The organism is Amycolatopsis sp. DG1A-15b, from assembly GCF_030285645.1.
Lineage (GTDB): Bacteria > Actinomycetota > Actinomycetes > Mycobacteriales > Pseudonocardiaceae > Amycolatopsis.
The window spans coordinates 8,332,751-8,350,474 of the sequence record NZ_CP127296.1 but is presented as its reverse complement, the minus strand read 5'-3'; the positions used below and the strand labels follow the sequence as shown (position 1 = coordinate 8,350,474).

Below are 17,724 nucleotides of genomic sequence, written 5' to 3'. Positions count from 1 at the left end.
CAGGGTGCGCCGCTCAGCTGTGCACCAGCTGAAACCAACCTGTCGATCCCCAATGAGTCACAGGTAGAACGCCAGGAACAGGGTGATCACCCAGGTCGCGCCGAGCACCTGCAGGATGCGGTCCTTGAGCGCGATCTCCTCGGGCTCGCCCGCGATGCCGCCGTCGACGTCCACCGCGTAGCGCAGCACGGCCACCAGGAACGGCACCATCGAGATGAGGGCCCACACCGAGTTGTGCTCGGTCTGGCGGATCTCGAACGCCCACAGGCAGTACGACATGATCAGGATCGCCGCCGACGTCGCCCAGACGAACCGCAGGTAGCTGGCCGAGTACTTCTTCAGCGACGAGCGGATCTTCGCGCCCGTTCGCTCGAACAGCATGATCTCCGCGTAGCGCTTGCCCGCCACCATGAACAGCGAGCCGAACGCCGTGACCAGCAGGAACCACTGCGAAAGCGCGATGCCGCCCGCGACGCCGCCGGCGATCGAACGCATCAGGAAGCCCGAGCCGACGATGGCCAGGTCGACCACCGGCTGGTGCTTGAGGCCGAAGCAGTAGCCGAGCTGGACGGCCTCGTAGACGCCCAGCACGACCGCCAGCTGCCAGCTGGCCAGGAACGACACGCCGAGGCCGGCCAGGAAGAACACGACCGCGGCCCCGTACGCGACGGGGACCGGCACGATCCCGGCCGCGATCGGCCGGTTGCGCTTGGTCGGGTGGGCGCGGTCGGCCTCGACGTCGATGGCGTCGTTGATGAGGTAGACCGAGCTCGCCGTCAGCGAAAAGGCCACGAAGGCGATGATCGCGTCGATCAGGAGACCGGTGCGATCGGTCGACTTCGAGAACGCGAAGAACGGGGCCGCGAAGACCAGGACGTTCTTCACCCACTGCCGCGGCCGCGCCGTCTTGATGACGCCGCCGACCAGGCCGAACGGACCACGTGACGCGGTCTCCGGGGTCTCCGGAGCCTGGGGGGTCACGGCCGTTTCGTCGCTGTTGCGCTGCTCGGTCGTCTCGCTCATGGGTTCTTCTTCAGCTTCCGTCGTATCAGACCACCGACGAGCCCCCCGAGGGCCGCACCGGCCAGGACGTCTGTCGGATAGTGAACGCCGAGCACGAGCCGCGAGGCGAGCATCGGCGGTACCAGGGCGGGCACCAGATTACGCCCGGTCAATCCGGAGTAGAGCACCGCCGCCGCCGTCGTGGACGTCGCGTGCGACGACGGGAAGCTCAGCCTGCTCGGCGTGCCGACCAGGACCTCGACGCTCGGGTGGTCCGGCCGCGGCCGCCTGACCACGCGTTTCACCGCGATGGAGGCGGCGTGCGCGCCGACGACCCCCGCCGACGCGACCAGCCAGTCCTTGCGCCGCTTCTTGTCGGCGACGGCGCCGAGCAGGCCCAGGCCGAACCAGCCGAGGGCGTGCTCGCCGAAGTGCGACATGCCGCGCGCGGCCTTCACCGAAGCTTCACTCTTCAGAAAGCCTTGGGCCTTCGCGAGGACTGCTACCTCTCCGGTCGGCTGCCCCTTCTCAAGCATCGAGGGACCCGTCGAGCGGCGCGCCGTCGGTCAGGTGCGGGGCGATCTTGTTGTCGAACGCCGACAGCGCCGAGCCGATGGCCATGTGCATGTCGAGGTACTTGTACGTGCCCAGCCGGCCGCCGAACAGGACGTTCTTCTCGCGGGCCTCGGCCTTGGCCAGCTCGCGGTAGGCCTCGAGCTTCTCGCGGTTCTCCGGGGTGTTGATCGGGTAGTACGGCTCGTCTTCCTCGCCCGCGAAGCGGGAGTACTCGCGGAAGATGACCGTCTTGTCCTTGGGGTAGTCCCGCTCCGGGTGGAAGTGGCGGAACTCGATGATCCGGGTGTACGGGACTTCCTGGTCGTTGTAGTTGACGACCGAGGTGCCCTGGAAGTCACCCGTCTGGGCGACCTCGGACTCGAAGTCGACGGTGCGCCAGGTGAACCGGCCCGCCGAGTAGCCGAAGTAGCGGTCCAGCGGCCCGGTGTAGACCGTCGGGGTGCCCGCCGGGATGTGCTCGCGGACGTCGAAGTAGTCGACGTTCAGCCGGATCTCGATGTTCTCGTACTCGGCCATCTTCTCGAGCCACGCGGTGTACCCGTTGACGGGCAGGCCCTCGTAGGTGTCGTTGAAGTACCGGTTGTCGAAGTTGTAACGGACCGGCAGGCGGGTGATGATGTTCTCGCCCAGGTTCTTGGGGTCGTTCTCCCACTGCTTCGCCGTGTAACCGCGGATGAACGCCTCGTAGAGGGGGCGGCCGACCAGCGAGATCGCCTTCTCCTCGAGGTTCTGCGCGGCGCTGGTCTCGAACTCCGACGACTGCTTCGCGATGAGCTCGCGGGCCTCGTCGGGGGTGTGCGACTTGCCGAAGAACTGGTTGATCAGGGCCAGGTTCATCGGGAACGAGTAGACCTGGTCCTTGACCCGCGCGAAGACGCGGTGCTGGTAGTTCGTGAACTCGGTGAACCGGTTCACGTACTCCCACACCCGCTTGTTCGAGGTGTGGAACAGGTGCGCCCCGTACTTGTGCACCTCGATCCCGGTCTCCGGGTCGGGCTCCGAGTACGCGTTGCCGCCGAGGTGGCTGCGCCGCTCGAGGATGAGGACCTTCTTGCCCAGCTCGGCCGCGGCCCGTTCGGCGACGGTCAGGCCGAAGAAACCGGACCCGACGACGACGAGGTCGTAACCTGCGAAATCGTCTTCAGTAATCTTGGCGGGGTTCGTGTGCGCGCTCACGGGCGTCGAGGGTACGGGGGTCGCTGACCCGGCCCGCACCCGACTATCACATTTCGGCCCACGACACACCTGGAAAGCAGTGCCTGCACCCGAGGACTTCTGGAGCTACTTCGGCGCGGTGGCCACCTACCTGGCCGTGCTGGCGGTCCCCGGCGGGGTCGTCGGCTGGGCCGCCGGCCTGCGCGGCTGGGCCCTGGCCGGGCTCGCGCCGCTGCTCAGCTACGCCATCACCGGCCTGGCCGGTCCGTGGCTGGCCATCGCCCGCATCCTCTACGGCTCGCTCAGCGTCGCCGCGTGCACGCTGCTGCTCGCCGCCGTGCTCTACGGCCTGCGCCGGCTCTTCACCGCGCGCGGCTGGTCCACCCCGGGCGCCGAGGAACCGGCGGAGCCCTGGACACGCCGGGCGCACCTGGCCGTCGGGGCCTGCGTCACGATCGCCGTCGCCGTGTCGGTCGCCGTGGTGGTCACCGGCCGCGGCGGGACGACGGCGGTGTTCCAGCGCTGGGACACCGTCTTCCACGCGAACGGCATCCGCTACATCGCCGAGACCGGCGACGGCTCCCTGACCGGCATGGGTACGATCAACTGGTACCCCGCCGGCTCCTTCTACCCGAACGCCTACCACCTGGTCGGCGCCCTGGTCTACGAGCTGTCCGGGACGTCGATCCCGGTCACGCTGAACGCGATCACGATGCCCATCGCCGGGCTGTTCGCGCTGGCCATGGCCGCTTTGGTGCGCCAGCTCGGCGGTCGCGCGGTGTTCGCGGGCAGCGCCGCGCTGGTCGCGGGCGGCGCGACGACCGGGGCGTACGAGTCGGTGTCGAGCGGCCTGCTGCCGTTCGCGCTCGGCATCGTGCTGACGCCGCTGGCGGTGATCGGGCTGCAGCGGTTCGTCGTGCGGCCGGGGGTGGACACCGGTGCGGTGCTCGCACTGAGCGCGACCGGCCTGCTCGCCGCGCACTCGAGCGCGCTGTTCGGGGCGATCCTGTTCGCGTTCCCGCTGGTGGTGCAGCGCTGGTACCGGGCACTGCGCGGCCGCCGGGTCGACGGCGTCCCCGAGGGCAGGCGCGCCTGGCGGGTCGTCGGTGGCGACGTCCTGCGGGTGCTGCCGGTGATGGTGGCGGCCGGGCTGCTGGCCGCGCCGATGATCCTCGGCGCGATCGGCTTCACGTCCGGCTCGTACCCGTACCACGCCTGGGGCTCGCACATGCCGGTGTGGAAGGCGCTGGCGATGCTGGCGACGTTCAAGCAGGTGCTCCCGGTGCCGCAGATCTGGCTGACGGTGTTCCTCGCGATCGGCGTCCTGACGCTGGGGGCCCTGCGGCGGATGCGCTGGGTGGTGCTTTCGGCGCTCGGGCTGTCGGCGCTGTTCGTGGTCGTCGCGTGCTTCGGCGGCGAAGACTGGGTGATCAGCCTGTCGCGGCCCTGGTGGAACGACCGGTTCCGGCTGATGGCGCTGGCGTCGATCCCGATGTGCCTGCTCGCCGCGCACGGCATGAGCGAAGCCCAGCGCCGGCTGGCGAAGCTGGCGAGCGGACGCGCGTGGGTGCGCGCGCGGCCGTGGCTGACCGGCCGGGTCGGCCTGGCGACGGCGGTGCTGCTCGTCGTCGCGATGGGGGTGCTGACCGGCGGCTTCTACCGCGCGGCCAACGCCAAGACGGTGTCGCTGCTCTACTACAACGGCCTGCCCGGCGAGGTGGTCCCGCCGGTCAGCCAGGACGAGATCGACGCGATGGACCACCTCGGCACGCTCGGCATCCCCGCCGACCAGAAGGTGCTCAACGACCGGCTCGACGGCACGGCCTGGCTGTACGCCCTGACCGGCGTGCACCCGGTCGCCGGCCACTACGACGCGGGCGTGGCCCCGCCGGACGCCCTCTACCTGGCCCAGCACTTCGCCGACTACGACAGCGACCCGCAGGTGCGCGCGGCCGTTCGACGGCTGAACGTCCACTACGTGCTGGTGGGCAGCGGCACCATCCGCCGGGACACGCCGATCGCGTGGGGCCTGCAGCACCTGGACGGGCACGACTTCCTCGAAGTCGTGTACCGGAACCCGGGCGCGGTGATCTACCGGATCGTGAAGTAGAACGCCCTCGTGGCCGCGGCGCCCCTCCGCGGCCACGAGGGCCCCCGCACCCCCGGGGTGACTTCGCCTCGACTTGCAAGTACCGACGCCGCAGAGGCAGCAATCGGTTGACCGATCACCTCGAAGTCACTCGTTCGGACTAGTGAAGCTCCGGCAGGACGTCGCTCGCGACCTGCTCCAGGACGGCTTCCCGGCCCTCGTAGGGCGACGACGACCGCGGCCAGTGCGAGATGACGTCGGTGAAGCCCAGCTCCCGCGCCCGGCCCACCGCGTCGCGGAACGCCTCCACGCTGCTCAGCGAAAAGACCGGCGACGCGTCCAGGCTGAGGTGCCGCTGGATGCTCGCCCGCTCGCGGCCCACCGCGTCCAGCCGCTGGTCGAAGACCTCGGTGAGCTCCCTGATCCCCGCCCACCACTCGTCGGCGGTCTCGCCGCCCTTGCCGGTGGTCACCCAGCCCGCGCCGAAGCGCGCGGCGAGGGTCATCGTGCGCGGTCCGTTCGCCGCGACGACGAACGGCAGCCGCGGCCGCTGGACCGGGCCCGGCAGGTTGCGGGCCTCGCGCGCCCGGTAGTACTCGCCGTCGAAGTCGAACTTGTCGGTCATCAGCAGCCCGTCGAGCGCTTCGACGAACTCGGTGAAGCGGTCCACGCGCTGTTTGGGGGTCAGCTCGGGCCCGTCGAGCACGGCGCCGTCGTAGTGGCGGTGGTCGACGCCCGCGCCGACGCCGAGGACCAGCCGGCCGTCGGAGACGTCGTCGAGGGTGTTCAGCTCGCGCATGAACGGGACGGGGTGCCGGGCGACCGGGGACGCGACGAACGTGCCGAGCCGGATGCGGGACGTCACCATCGCCGCCGCGGTCAGGGTCGGGACGGCGGAGAACCACGGGCCGTCGACCAGGTTGCGCCAACCCAGGTGGTCGTAGGTCCAGGCGTGGTCGAAGCCGTACTCCTCGGCGGCGCGCCACTTCGGCTCGGCGGCCCACCAACGATCTTCCGGAAGAATGACGATGCCTACTCGCACGATTCCGGACGCTATCGGTTACCACCGGCCGTCGCACGGACGGGGAAGGCTTCGCCCGAACGAGTCAGGGACAATGGCCGAGTGGAGAGACCCCAGTTGATCGCGTCCGACGTCGACGGCACCCTGCTCGGCCCCTCCGAATCCCTGACCGGCCGCACGATCGCGACCGTCCGCCGGGCGATCGAGGCGGGGGTGCCGTTCGTGCTGGCCACCGGACGCCCGCCGCGCTGGATCGCGCCCGTGGCCGGGCCCCTCGAGCTGACCGGGTACGCCGTGTGCGCGAACGGCGCCGTCCTGTACGACTGCGGCCGCGAGGAGGTCGTCGCGGTGCACGGCCTGCTGCGGCCCGAGCTGCTCCACGACATCGCGCACGCACTGGACAAGGCCCTGCCCGGCTGCCGGCTGGCCACCGAGCGCGTCAGCACCGGTGCCGACCACGAGATGCGCAACTTCGTGATCGAGCCGGACTACCACAACCCGTGGGGCGACGGCGAAGGCCGCACCGCGCCGCGGGCCGAGGTGCTCGGGCACCCGGCGATCAAGCTGCTGGTCAGCCACCGCGGGATGTCGTCGGAAGAGATGGCGGACGGGGTGAACGCGCTGTTCGACCGGGACGTCGACGTGACGTATTCGTCGTCGGGTGGCCTGGTCGAGCTGTCCGCGCACGGCATCACCAAGGCGACCGGCCTCGCCGACGTCGCCGAGCGGCTGGGGGTCGAGCCCGGGCAGGTGATCGCGTTCGGCGACATGCCCAACGACGTCGAGATGCTCCGCTGGGCCGGCCACGGCGTCGCGATGCAGGACGGGCACCCGCAGCTGCTCGCGGTGGCCGACGAGGTCACCGGCCCGGCCGGTGAGGACGGCGTCGCGCAGGTCCTCGAGCGCTGGTTCTAGCCGTCTTGCGGGGGTCCGGGTGGCGGAGCCCCCGGCCCGGGGCGAAGCCCCGGATGTCACAGCCGGTCGAGCTCGGCCGCTTCGGCCGGGGTCGGCGCCGTGCCGCCCAGGTGGGCGGGCAGCCACCAGCGTTCTTCGTCGGACGCCGGCTGGTCGGGGTACTCGGCCTGGGCGCGGTCGAGCAGCGCGCTCATCCGGGTGCGCAGCTCCTTCGTGACGACGTCCCAGTCGTCGCCCTTCGCCGGGTGCATCGGCTCACCGATGAGGATCGAGATCGGCACGTGCCGGCGGGTCAGGTCCTTCGGCCGGCCCTTCGTCCAGAGCCGCTGGCTGCCCCACAACGCCATCGGGACGACCGGGACACCGGCCGCCGCGCCCATCCGGACGGCACCCGACTTGATCTCCTTGACGGTGAACGACTGGCTGATGGTGGCTTCGGGGAAGACCCCCACGACCTCGCCGGCCTGCAGCTTCCCGAGCGCCTCGCGGTAGGAGCCGAGCCCGGCGGACCGGTCGACGGAGATGTGGTGCATCCCGCGCATCAGCGGCCCGGCGATGCGGTTGTCGAAGATCTCCTTCTTCGCCATGAACCGCGTCAGCCGCTTGGCCGGGCGCGCCCCGAGCCCGCAGAAGATGAAGTCGAGGTAGCTGATGTGGTTGCACGCGATGACCGCGCCGCCGCGGCGCGGGATGTGCTCCGCGCCGTCGATCCGGATGCGGTTGTCGAGTACCCGGAACATCGTCCGGGCCGCCGCGATCACGGGCGGGTACACCAGGTCAGCCATCCGGCAAGGTTACGGGACCGTAGGTTCGGAACGGCGGTTCAGCGGGGAAGAACACAATACGAGCGCGAGCAGGATCGTGAACAGCGCGACGGACTGGTGCTTGATGCCCTCGATGCCGTCGCCCAGCGCCGCCGTCCCGAACTGCGTCACCGAGACGGCGAACAGGAAAGCCAGCACGACCCCGAGCGCGGCCCGGCGCTGCAACCACGCCCTGACCAGGACGAACAGCCAGATCGGCACCAGCGCGAACAACCCGAGCGGGGCGATCAGGCCGGTCAGCCACGACACCACCGGCACCCGGTACTCCTGCGCGTGCGGCGGGAACCCGGCGCTCTGGTCGAAGCTGCCGAGGTAGTCCGGGCGCGCGGTGAGCTGGTCGGTCGCGGCGCGGTCCAGCACTTGCAGCGTCCGGCCGGGGTGGGTCGCGAAGTACGTCACGACGTTCCGGCGGCTGATCCGGTCGCGGTACTGCGGGTACAGCGGGTCCATCGTCGCCGGGTGGGGGTGCCACCAGCCGTTGCCCGCGTACTGCGCGAACGACGGCGGCAGCCCGAGCTCGGCCAGGTCGGCCCGGCTGTCGTGCTTCCCGTCGACGATGTTGAGGAAGATCGAGTTGAAGACGTTGATCTCGCGCGAGTCGTCACCCGGGAACTCGGTGTACGTGCCGTCGGGTGCGCGCGCCGGCTCGACGCTCTGCTGCGCGTAGAGCGTGACAGCGCCGATCGCGCCGATGACCAGCGCCGCCGACGCCCACCGCTTGGCTCCGCGCAGTGCACCCGGCCGGACCAGCAGGATCGCCAGCGCGAAGATCGGCAGGATGATCAGCGTCTGGACCTTGGCGTTCACCGCCAGGACGCCGCCCACGAACGTCACCGCCATGCCCGCGTAGCTCCACCGGCCCTCGCGCGCGGTCAGGAGCAGGCCACCGACGGCGAGCAGCAGGCCGAGGAAGGCCGCGCCTTCGCCGAGGATCGCCGCGAAGTAGCCGAAGAAAGCCGAATCCGCGACGACCAGCAGCAGCCCGGCCGCCACGAAAAGCCGGGTCCGGCGCGGGTGCGGCAGGCCGCGCACGATCGCCGTGATCGCCGCCGCGGCGACGACGCTGCTCAGCAGGCCCAGGATGACGAGGCTCAGCGTGCCGTGGAGGCCGATCAGCCTGCCGATCCGGACGGCCAGGTCCGCGAGCCAGCTCTGCGTGAGCAGGTACGTCGGGCGGCACGGCGTCGCCCCCGGCGCGGGCGTGTAGGCGAGGTGGACGAACGGCTCGGGCAGGCCCTTCCAGGTGATCCCGGCGCCGCACAGCACGCGGCCGCCGTCGCCGTTGTTGGACATCGCGACCGGCCGCGGCACCAGGAACCGCACCACGAACAGGGCGAGCGACGCGCCGAACACCTCGATCCCGAGCCGCGCCTCGGCGCTCAGCTGCCGGTCGGGGGCCTCGAGCTTCACGAAGGACAGGGTACGTAGCGGAAGTCCGGACCCTTGTCGAGGTCGGCGACCAGCGACTTCGCCTGTTCCGCCCGCGGGTACACCGACACCCAGTAGGGCGTGCCGACGCGGCGGAAGGTCGCGACCTCGTACTTGCCCGCGTACACCGGGTCGATCGCGCAGTGCTGGCGGTCGTCGTAGCCGCCGTCGGCGGGCACGGCGACGGTCGGGCGGCGGCCGTTGACGACGTAGTCGTAGTCGGTCGCGATGCCGCCGTCGTGCCGTCCTTCGCGGGCGATGTGGTCGTCGGTGCGGCCGAGGACGTCGATGATGAACAGCTGGCTGCCGCGGGCGGCGAGCGCGCCGGGCGCCGCGGCGCTGACCACCGACCCGGGCGGCAGGTAGTCGCCCAGCCAGCCGCCGATTTCGGCGAGCTCGGTGCCGTGCGAGTGCCAGACGCGGACGCGGTCGAGCATCTCCGGGCTGAACACCGAGACGAGGACCGCGATCCCGGCCAGCCCGCAGGCGGTCACCGGCACCAGCCGCGCCCCGGCGGGCCACGGCTTCGGCCGCGGCGACGGCTTGGCCACGACGTCCACGGTCAGCACGCCGTACGCCCCCGCGGCCGCGACGGCGAGCAGCGGCGGCAGCGGGGCCAGCAGCCGCCACGACGGGCCCGGGTCACCGCCGACGAGCACCGCGGCCACGGCCAGCCCGGCGGCCATCGCGAACAACAACCAGAGCAGGGCCCTCGCCTCGAAAGCTGCGCCGACCGCGGCTTCGCCCCCGGCCGCGGGCCCCGCCACCCGAACCGCAGCCGCGCCCACCGGAGTTTCGCCCCCGGCCGCGGGCTCCACCACCCGGAACCCCCGGACCGCAGCTGCGCCGGCCGGGCCTTCACCCCCGGCCGCGAGCCCCGCCGCCCGCAATCCTCGAGCCGCGGTTTCGGTGCGACGCAGCACCAGCGCGACCGCGGCGACCAGCCCCAGCAGCAGGAAACCCTGGTGCGCCAGTGCGAACCCGGACAGGTACGGCCAGCCGGCCGCGAGGCGCGCGGCGAGTGGGCCGCCGAGCTTCGCGGCCAGCGGGGCGGGGAGGAAGTGCTGGTAGAACGTCGCGCGCCAGGCCAGCCGCGGGATCAGGAAGACCAGCGCGCCCTGCGCGTACCCCACCGGCGCCCACCAGCTGTGCCTCCGCTTGAGCGCGGCGCCGACGAGCCACAGGCCGGCCAGCACGGCGACCACCAGGCCTTCCGGGCTGGTCATGACGGCGAAGGCGACGAGCACCCCGGCGACGACCGGGCGACGCGCGGCGAGCGCGTAGCAGGTGGCGAGAACGAGCAGCACGAACAGCGGGACCTCGGAGCCCGAGGCCCCGTACACGGCGAGTCCGCCGGCGCTCGCGGTGAGCACCGCGGCGGCGACGCCGATCGCCGGCCGCGGCCCGGCGCCGTCCGGGGCGGCCACGGCGACGATCCGGTTGACCAGGAAGCAGGACACGAGCACGCAGCCGAGCGCGGCGAGGACCCCGAAGACGACCGCCGTGGTGCGGACGTCGGCGCCGAACGCAGCGCGCGGCAGGGCGACCAGCACCAGCCAGCAGAAGTTCGTGTAGCCCTCGACGCGTTCGCCGGGGTTGAAGACCGGGCCGTTGCCGTCGGCGATGTTCTGCGCGTAGCGGAAGGTGACGAGCGCGTCCTCGGTGACGGTCGCGAACAGCAGCTGGTGCAGCAGGGAAAGGCCGAGCGTGAGGATGAGGACGAAGGCGCGCCAGCCGCGTTCGGTGTCGAGGCGGTGCCAGGTCACGACCACGATCGCGGCGACGACCAGCCACGCCACCACGACCGCGTAGACCACCCGGCCCCCTTCACCTCGTCACCGCACCCGCCCGGCCCGGTCCCCGGCCAGGTTATCGGTCATCGGCCGCGAGGCGTTTCCCGTGGACCGAGCACGGGCCCGAATTGGGGATGGATCACTTCGCCGGCGACAGTCGATCACAGAGATTCACCGCCCAGAATAGCCCGATCGGGTGGCACCTCCGACAGTTGAAGTGACGTCCTGGAAAAGCGTGGGCACGGTGCACCTGCTGTTCGCCGCGGCACCCGGAGCTGCCGGAACCGCGCAGACTTGCGCTTTGGCGGGAATTCGACCGGTCGCCGGGTATTTCGGTGAAATTTCCCCACTCGTGGGCGCGGTGCCGCCGGCGAACCGCTTTCGAAACTGTTCGACGGATCGCGCGGTAGTGCGCCGGCTGAGCACCCTTCAGGTCATTCCGGGAAAACCAGCCGCCGAAGCCGGCCGCCCTTATCAGCCGGGATCGGCCGGATGGGCGGGCGAGTTGTCCACATGTGCGCAAGCCCTGTGGACAACCGGTCAGGCGGGGGTCGCCGCCGGGCGGACCGAACGGGCGGCCACGGCCGCGAAGCCGGCCGTCAGGAGGTCCGCCACCGTGAACATCACGCGGGAGGCCACCGCGAAGGCCGTGGCCTGGCCGACGGTCAGGCCGCTGGCCGTGAGGACCGCGACCTGGGCCACCTCGCGGACGCCGACACCGCTGGGGAGGATGAACGCGAACGTGCCCACCGTCATCGCCACGGCCATCGCGCCCACGCACAGCACGAAGCCGCTGAGGCCCGGCGTGCCCACCGAGTTGGCCAGCAGCCACAGGTGGACGCCCTGCAGGCACCACGCCGCCGTCGAAGCGCCGAAGACCTTCCCGATCACCCGCCAGCCCAGCGGGTGCCGCAGCGGTGGACGGCGGAGGATCCGCAGGACGAGCGAGGTGCCCCAGGTGAGGATCTTCGGGTGCAGCATCGCCAGGCCGAGCGGGATGAGCACGAACAGCCACAACGCGCGCGGGCTGTTGCTGAACACCGCGGGCGCCGCCAGGAGCGACACCACCAGCGCCGACACCACACCCACGCCGAGCTGGATCAGGGAGCCGGTGAAGATCCGGGCGCGGGCCAGGCCCGCCTTGCGGCCCAGCTCCATCTGCAGCAGGTACGCCCAGACCGAGCCCGGCACGTACTTGCCGAGCGAGCCGACCAGGCAGATCTGCGCACCGCGGGCGTAGCCGATCGGCTCGCCGAGGTCGTCGGCCATCATCTGCCAGCCCCAGGTCGACACCAGGATGGCCGCGACCAGGGCGGCCAGGCTCAGCAGCGACGACTCCCACGCGACGTCACGCAGGGTGTGCCAGAACTCGCCCCAATTGGCCGCCAGCTGCTTCGCCGCGACGCCGATGACCAGCAGGATCGCCACCCACCGGACGACGTCGAGGATCTTCGCCTTGGTGGACTTCGGCTGCTTGCCGGCCGCCGGCAGGTCCTCAACGGTCGTCATCGACGCTCTCCTCAGACCTGCACCGTGACCAGGCGGCTGAACTCGGACAGCAGATCGTAGCCGTCCCACACCGCCGAGAAGGTCAGGGCGGAGCCGAACGGCACGATCCGGTCGACGCCGCGGCCCGCGAGCTCGTGCGCGAACGCCGTCAGCTCCTCGGCCGTGAAGCCGAACTGGCTGACCGTCTGGTCCTTGCGGAGCACGATCGGCACCAGGTCGGCCAGCGCGGACACGCGCGCGTTGGCGAACGTGCCGGCGCCGAGCCACTCGCGCGGCAGCACCGCCGGGTCGGTCAGCTCGAGCGTGGCCAGGCCGTTGCCCTGGAACGCGATCTCCTTGACCAGTCCGTCGGCCGCCGCACCGTACGCCGAGACGCGCTTCTGGATCGCCATCGCGGGCTCGGTGACGTGCTGCTTCGTCTCCAGCACCGCCGCCAGCAGGGCGCGGAACTCGCTGCCCGCGGCCCGGGCGCCGGCCTCGTCGCCGACCCAGAACACCGCGCGCGGCGACGAGCAGGCGGCCTGGTCGAACCAGTACGAGTCGTTGTAGAAGCCCTCGGCGGCCGCGCGGCGCTCTGCTTCGGACGCCCGCTGCCAGCCGGCCACCGACGCGACGGCGAACGACGAGCGGTCCGGGAACGTCAGGTCACGCGCGTGCGGCGCGAGCGGGTACTTGCGCAGGGCCGCGACCGAGCCGTCGCCACCCCAGATGACCCGCAGGTCGGCGGCCAGGGACAGCGTGCCGCTCACCTCGTCGCTGCGGTCGTAGGTCACCATGCGCTGCGTGGCCGTGATGGCGGCCGCGGTCGCTGGGTCCACTTCGGACAGTGCGGCGTTCAGCGCCTCCAGCACCGCCTCCGCGGCACCCGCCGAACGCGACGAGACCCGGACGACGTTGTGGTTGCCCGCCAGCGCCGACAGTGCCCACGAGTAGACGAAGATCGTGTCGACGTTCGCCGGCGGCACGTGGAACACCAGCCCGCGCGGGAACCACAGCGCGGTGCCCGAAGTGTCCAGTGTGGACAGCGCTTTGGCGATCTCGCCCTTGCGCAGGAAGAAGCCGAGCGACGCCAGCTCCGGGAACCGGCGCGCGGTGGCCGGGGCCAGCAGCTTGCGCGCGAACTTCGTGACGAACTCGACGACCCGCGGGTCGCCCACGCGCAACCGGCCACCGGGCGGCGCCGCGCGCAGCTCCTCGACCAGGGCACCGACCTCGATCGGCGCCGAGGCGGGGAATCGCTGGGTGAGACTCATGCCGCCGCTCCCGAGAAGGTGTCCGAGCAGCCGCGGGCCTCGGCCTTGGGCAGCCGGCCGAGCACGGAGAAGTGCTTGCCGGGCCAGTCGCCGTCGTCGATGCCGTTGTACACGCCGAGGTCTTCGGTGAGCAGCACGTGCCCGGGGTAGGACCGCGGCAGCGTCGAGACGACCTCGATCACGCCCGGCTCCCCGACCGGCTGCTCCTCCCACGTCTCCGGGTTGCGGATGACGACGTCGGCGAAGTCCGGGCAGTACAGCGAATTCCCGGACGGCCCTTCGAGGAACACGGTGCCGATCTGCTCGATCATCCCGTAGTAGTTGTGGATCCGGGTGAGCCCGGTGTCCTCTTCGAACCGCCGCCGGAACTCGGTGTTGTCGACCGCGCGGTCGATCAGCTTCTTCCAGCCACCGCTGTGGATCAGGATGCCGTTGGACAGGTCGAGCCCGTGGTCACGCGCGACCTCGTAGAGGTACAGCCACACCATGAAGGTGAAGCCGAAGATCAGGAACGGCTTGTCGCCGTACTCGGCCAGGAACTTCTTGACCGCTTCGACGTCCGGCTCGTCGTTCTCGTCGAGCACGTACGTGTGCTTCCGGCCGAAGTTCGCCATGCCGAGCACGCCCGCGCCACGTGCCGAGAACGAGCGGCGGTTCTTGATGATGCCGATGGTGTCGACCATCAGCATCGGCAGCCGCTCGCCGCCGAGGACCTCCTGCAGCGTCGCGCCCAGCTGCTTGGTCTGCGCGGCCGCCGCTTCCTTGTCGAGGTAGATCCGCGACGCGCCGGCGCCGGTGGTGCCCGACGACGTCAGCGTCTTGAACACCTCGCTGTCCGGGACCGACTTCAGGTCGTGCGTCTTGAACATCCGCACCGGCAGCCACGGCAGGTCGGCGATCGCGCCGAACGACGCGGAAGGCGCGATCCCCAGCGAGGCCAGGATCCGGTCGTAGCCCTCGGAGTTCGCCCGGTGGTGGGCCGTCAGGTCCGCGAGCTCGGGCAGCAGCAAAGCTTCCCGGTCGGCCTGCGACCGCGTGAACACACTCATACCCGCCCCTCCAAGGTCCGGTAGTCGATCTTGCCGCTGGCCAGCAGCGGCACGGTGTCGATCGGGCGGACGTCGAACCCGCTGACGTGCAGGTGCAGCCGTTCGGACAGCGCCCGCGACGCGTCCTTGCAGATGTCCTTGTCGACACCCTCGGCGAACAGCACGACCTTGTCGCCGGCGGCCACGGCCGCCACCACGTCGATCCCCACCGCCGCCGTGCGCGCGGCCTGCTCGAGGTCGTCGAGGCTGACGCGGTTGCCGAAGACCTTGCCGATGCGCTTGAGCCGGCCGGTGATGAACAGGTACCCCTCCTGGTCGAGGTACCCGAGGTCACCGGTGGCCAGCACGCCACCGAATTCGTCGCCCTTGGCCAGTCCGGACTCGTCGTCCGCATAGCCCATCATCACGTTGGGCCCACGGTAGACGACCTCACCGACGATTTTCGGGTGCGTGGTCTCCGAGCCGTCGTCCCGGCGGACCGAAAACTTCCCGCCCGGCAACGCCGGCCCGGCGGAACCGAGCTTTTCGGCCAGCCGGTCGGCGGGCACCGTCGTCATCCGCGGCGACGCCTCGGTCTGGCCGTACATGACGTACATCCGGCCGCCGACGGCGAGCATCTTGTCGTTGAACTCGGCGATCAGCTCGTCGCGCAGCTTCCCGCCGGCCTGCGTCAACGTCCGCAGCGTCGGGTACTTCGCGGGGTCGAACTTGAGCCGCCGCAGCATTTCGTAGTGGTACGGGACGCCCGAAAGCGACGTGACGCCGTAGGTGCTCACCGCGTCCCAGAAGCCGCGGCCGAGCACGCCCGACGGCTCGATCACGATGGTCGCGTCCCGCACCAGGTGCGAGTTCAGCACGGACAGGCCGTAGCTGTAGTGCAGCGGCAGGCAGGTGGGCGCGACCTCGTCGGCGTCGATGTGCAGCACCTGCGCGATGGCGTCGGCGTTGGCCAGGATCGCCTGCCGCGAGAGCCGGACGAGCTTCGGGTTGCCGGTGGACCCGCTGGTCGGGAGCAGGACGGCGAGGTCGGGGTGCGGTCGGACGCCGTCGGCCGAGTCGCGGACCCAGTCATCGCCGCTCGTGGTGTACCCGGAAGGCGCGTCGCCGGACGCCGACAGCACCGCCACCGGCCGGAAGCGCGAAACCAGTTCGGCCAGCACGTCGGCGTCCAGCGCCGGGTCGATCAGCGCGATCGGCCGGCCGGATTCGAACGCGCCCAGGTAGGTCAGCACGCTCGGCAGGTCGACCGACATCCGCGCGAAGACGACGCCGGCGGGCAGCGCCGCCAGCTCGTCCATCCGCTTGCCGACCCCGGCCGACAGTTCCGCGCCCGCCAGCGTGCGGCCCCCGGCCACATCGACCAGCCGGGCTCCCGCACCCAACAGCGTCACAACACCAAGCCTCCGTCGACGCCCAGCACCTGGCCGGTGATGAAGGACGCTTCATCACTCACCAGGAACCGGATCGCGTTCGCCACGTCTTCCGCCCGGCCGAGCCGCCCGAGCGGCGTCCGGCCGGCGTTCTCCGTCTTCGCGTCCTCGCTCAGGCCCGCGGTCAGGTCGGTCTCGATCACGCCCGGCGCGACCGCGTTGACCCGGATGCCGGACCGGCCGAGCTCCTTCGCCGCCGAACGCGCGATGTTCGCCACCGCCGCCTTCGACGCCGCATACACGGTCTGACCAGCGCTTCCGTACTCGCCGACGATCGAGGCGAGCACCACGATCGAGCCGGTCTTCTTGCGCATCATCGCCCGGGCCGCGGCCTGGACGGTGTGCAGCGTGCCGGCCACGTTCGTGCTCAGCGTCGTGTCGACGAGCTCTTCCTTGATCATCCCGAGGAGCGCGTCCTCCATGATCCCGGCGTTCGCGACGACGATGTCCAGCTTGCCGTGCTCCTTGGCCACGCCCCGGACCAGCGAAGACACCGCCTTGGCGTCGGTGACGTCGAGGGCGAGCCCGGCCGCCGCACCCGCGGCGGCCGCGGCCTCTTTGGCGCGGGACTCGTCCCGGCCGGTGAGGACCACCGTCGCGCCCGACTCCACCAAAGCGCGGGCGGTGGCCAGGCCGATCCCCCGCGTCCCGCCGGTGACGAGCGCGACGCGACCCGACAAATCAGTCATTCTTCGACTGGAGCTCGGTGACCATGTCCACGGCGACCTTGAAACTCGACATGTCGATGACCTGGTCGGTGTCGAACTCGACGTCGAACTCGTCCTCGATGGCCGCGACCAGCGCCATGTGACCGACCGAGTCCCACGCCTCGATGTCGCGGTACTTCAGGTTCTCGACGTCCACAGCCCCGTCGAGGTCCAGCGCCTCGACGAAGACCTCACGCAGCTTGGGGGCGACATCCGCCATGTTCACGACTCCTAGTGCTCTTCGCGCGGGCGGGCGTCCCACGCCTTTACCAAGGTAGAGAGGTCGCCGGGCAGCGTGACGTCCGGGAGACCTTCCTTGCCCTTCAGCCACGGCCCGAGCGCCTCGATCGTCTCCTCGTCGAGACCGCGGCGGGACAGGCCCACCACGTTGACGCCGGTGACGCGGGCCGGGTTGCCGACGGCGATGGTGAACGCGCCGATCTCGCGCCGCACCGCCGAGCCCATCCCGATCATCGCGCCGGGCCCGATCACGACCTTCTGGTGCAGGATCGCGCCCATGCCGAGGTTCGCGCCGTCCCAGATGTGGCAGTGGCCACCGGTGACGGCGTTGGAGGCGATCGTCACGCCGTCGCCGACCAGGCAGTCGTGCGCGATGTGGGAGTTGCGGAGGTAGTAGCCGTCGCTGCCGACCGTCGTTGTCCGCCAGGTCCCTTGGTGGACACTCACGTATTCGCGGATCCGGTTGCGGCTGCCGATGACGACGCCGTGGCCGTCGTGGTCCGGGTCACCGGTCGGTGCGTCGCTCCAGGCCGCCGGGTGCGGGCGGCTGCGGTCTTCGCCGGGCGTGCCGATCGTCACGTGCGGGCCGATCCAGTTCCCGTCGCCGATCCGGACCGGCCCGGCGAGCACGGCGAACGGCCCGATGACGTTGTCGTCACCGAGCTCGACGCCTTCGCCGATGACGGCGGTCGGGTGGATGCGGTTGGCCACGGGCGGGTATCCGTTCGTCGGC

The 17,724-nt window shown here is 71.0% G+C and carries 16 protein-coding genes; 2 read left to right on the top strand and 14 right to left on the bottom strand.

Annotated elements, in window-relative coordinates:
- Positions 1 to 57 precede the first annotated feature (57 nt).
- The 3 genes from QRY02_RS38645 to glf are packed head-to-tail and all read right to left on the bottom strand — an operon-like array spanning position 58 to position 2,754.
- Positions 58 to 1,023, bottom strand: a complete 966-nt coding sequence (locus QRY02_RS38645) for a decaprenyl-phosphate phosphoribosyltransferase (protein ID WP_285987693.1) — start codon at positions 1,021 to 1,023, stop codon at positions 58 to 60.
- A complete protein-coding gene (locus QRY02_RS38640) occupies positions 1,020 to 1,538 on the bottom strand; it encodes a phosphatase PAP2 family protein (RefSeq protein ID WP_285987692.1) in 519 nt (172 codons plus the stop codon). Before QRY02_RS38640 ends, QRY02_RS38645 begins: the two co-directional genes overlap by 4 nt.
- Positions 1,531 to 2,754, bottom strand: coding sequence for a UDP-galactopyranose mutase (gene glf, locus QRY02_RS38635; protein ID WP_285987691.1), 1,224 nt, complete (start codon positions 2,752 to 2,754; stop codon positions 1,531 to 1,533). Before glf ends, QRY02_RS38640 begins: the two co-directional genes overlap by 8 nt.
- A gap of 79 nt (positions 2,755 to 2,833) precedes the next feature.
- On the opposite strand from glf, the gene QRY02_RS38630 reads away from it, so the two are divergent.
- Positions 2,834 to 4,843: a DUF6541 family protein gene (locus tag QRY02_RS38630; protein ID WP_285987690.1), complete on the top strand. Its 2,010-nt coding sequence runs from the start codon at positions 2,834 to 2,836 to the stop codon at positions 4,841 to 4,843.
- Between the two features lie 139 nt (positions 4,844 to 4,982).
- Here the strand turns inward: QRY02_RS38630 and QRY02_RS38625 are convergent, their stop codons facing one another.
- Entirely contained in the window at positions 4,983 to 5,864 is an 882-nt protein-coding gene (locus QRY02_RS38625) for an LLM class flavin-dependent oxidoreductase (RefSeq protein ID WP_285987689.1), read from the bottom strand.
- A 96-nt stretch (positions 5,865 to 5,960) separates the two neighbouring features.
- On the opposite strand from QRY02_RS38625, the gene QRY02_RS38620 reads away from it, so the two are divergent.
- Positions 5,961 to 6,758 carry an HAD family hydrolase gene (locus tag QRY02_RS38620; protein WP_285994044.1) on the top strand — a complete coding sequence of 266 codons (798 nt, stop codon included), beginning with the start codon at positions 5,961 to 5,963 and terminating at the stop codon, positions 6,756 to 6,758.
- Between the two features lie 56 nt (positions 6,759 to 6,814).
- Here QRY02_RS38620 and QRY02_RS38615 read toward each other — a convergent pair whose 3' ends face one another.
- The 10 genes from QRY02_RS38615 to QRY02_RS38570 all read right to left on the bottom strand — a co-directional run bounded on the left by QRY02_RS38615 (position 6,815) and on the right by QRY02_RS38570 (position 17,702).
- Entirely contained in the window at positions 6,815 to 7,543 is a 729-nt protein-coding gene (locus QRY02_RS38615) for a lysophospholipid acyltransferase family protein (protein WP_285987688.1), read from the bottom strand.
- A gap of 9 nt (positions 7,544 to 7,552) precedes the next feature.
- Positions 7,553 to 8,992 (bottom strand): glycan biosynthesis hexose transferase WsfD, encoded by a 1,440-nt coding sequence (gene wsfD, locus QRY02_RS38610; protein ID WP_285987687.1) that lies wholly within the window; start codon positions 8,990 to 8,992, stop codon positions 7,553 to 7,555.
- Entirely contained in the window at positions 8,989 to 10,827 is a 1,839-nt protein-coding gene (locus QRY02_RS38605; RefSeq protein ID WP_285987686.1) for a DUF8728 domain-containing protein, read from the bottom strand. Before QRY02_RS38605 ends, wsfD begins: the two co-directional genes overlap by 4 nt.
- A gap of 516 nt (positions 10,828 to 11,343) precedes the next feature.
- On the bottom strand, positions 11,344 to 12,312 hold the full coding sequence (locus QRY02_RS38600) for a lysylphosphatidylglycerol synthase transmembrane domain-containing protein (protein ID WP_285987685.1): 969 nt from the start codon (positions 12,310 to 12,312) through the stop codon (positions 11,344 to 11,346).
- 11 nt (positions 12,313 to 12,323) lie between these two features.
- A complete protein-coding gene (locus tag QRY02_RS38595; protein ID WP_285987684.1) occupies positions 12,324 to 13,565 on the bottom strand; it encodes an acyl-CoA reductase in 1,242 nt (413 codons plus the stop codon).
- A complete protein-coding gene (locus QRY02_RS38590) occupies positions 13,562 to 14,614 on the bottom strand; it encodes a LuxE/PaaK family acyltransferase (protein WP_285987683.1) in 1,053 nt (350 codons plus the stop codon). The genes QRY02_RS38595 and QRY02_RS38590 overlap by 4 nt, the downstream gene beginning before the upstream one ends.
- Positions 14,611 to 16,005 (bottom strand): AMP-binding protein, encoded by a 1,395-nt coding sequence (locus QRY02_RS38585; protein WP_285987682.1) that lies wholly within the window; start codon positions 16,003 to 16,005, stop codon positions 14,611 to 14,613. Before QRY02_RS38585 ends, QRY02_RS38590 begins: the two co-directional genes overlap by 4 nt.
- Positions 16,002 to 16,733 (bottom strand): SDR family NAD(P)-dependent oxidoreductase, encoded by a 732-nt coding sequence (locus QRY02_RS38580; RefSeq protein WP_285987681.1) that lies wholly within the window; start codon positions 16,731 to 16,733, stop codon positions 16,002 to 16,004. The genes QRY02_RS38585 and QRY02_RS38580 overlap by 4 nt, the downstream gene beginning before the upstream one ends.
- Positions 16,726 to 16,971: an acyl carrier protein gene (locus tag QRY02_RS38575; protein ID WP_285987680.1), complete on the bottom strand. Its 246-nt coding sequence runs from the start codon at positions 16,969 to 16,971 to the stop codon at positions 16,726 to 16,728. The genes QRY02_RS38580 and QRY02_RS38575 overlap by 8 nt, the downstream gene beginning before the upstream one ends.
- An 11-nt stretch (positions 16,972 to 16,982) precedes the next feature.
- A complete protein-coding gene (locus QRY02_RS38570) occupies positions 16,983 to 17,702 on the bottom strand; it encodes an acyl-ACP--UDP-N-acetylglucosamine O-acyltransferase family protein (protein WP_285987679.1) in 720 nt (239 codons plus the stop codon).
- Between the last annotated feature and the right edge of the window lie 22 nt (positions 17,703 to 17,724).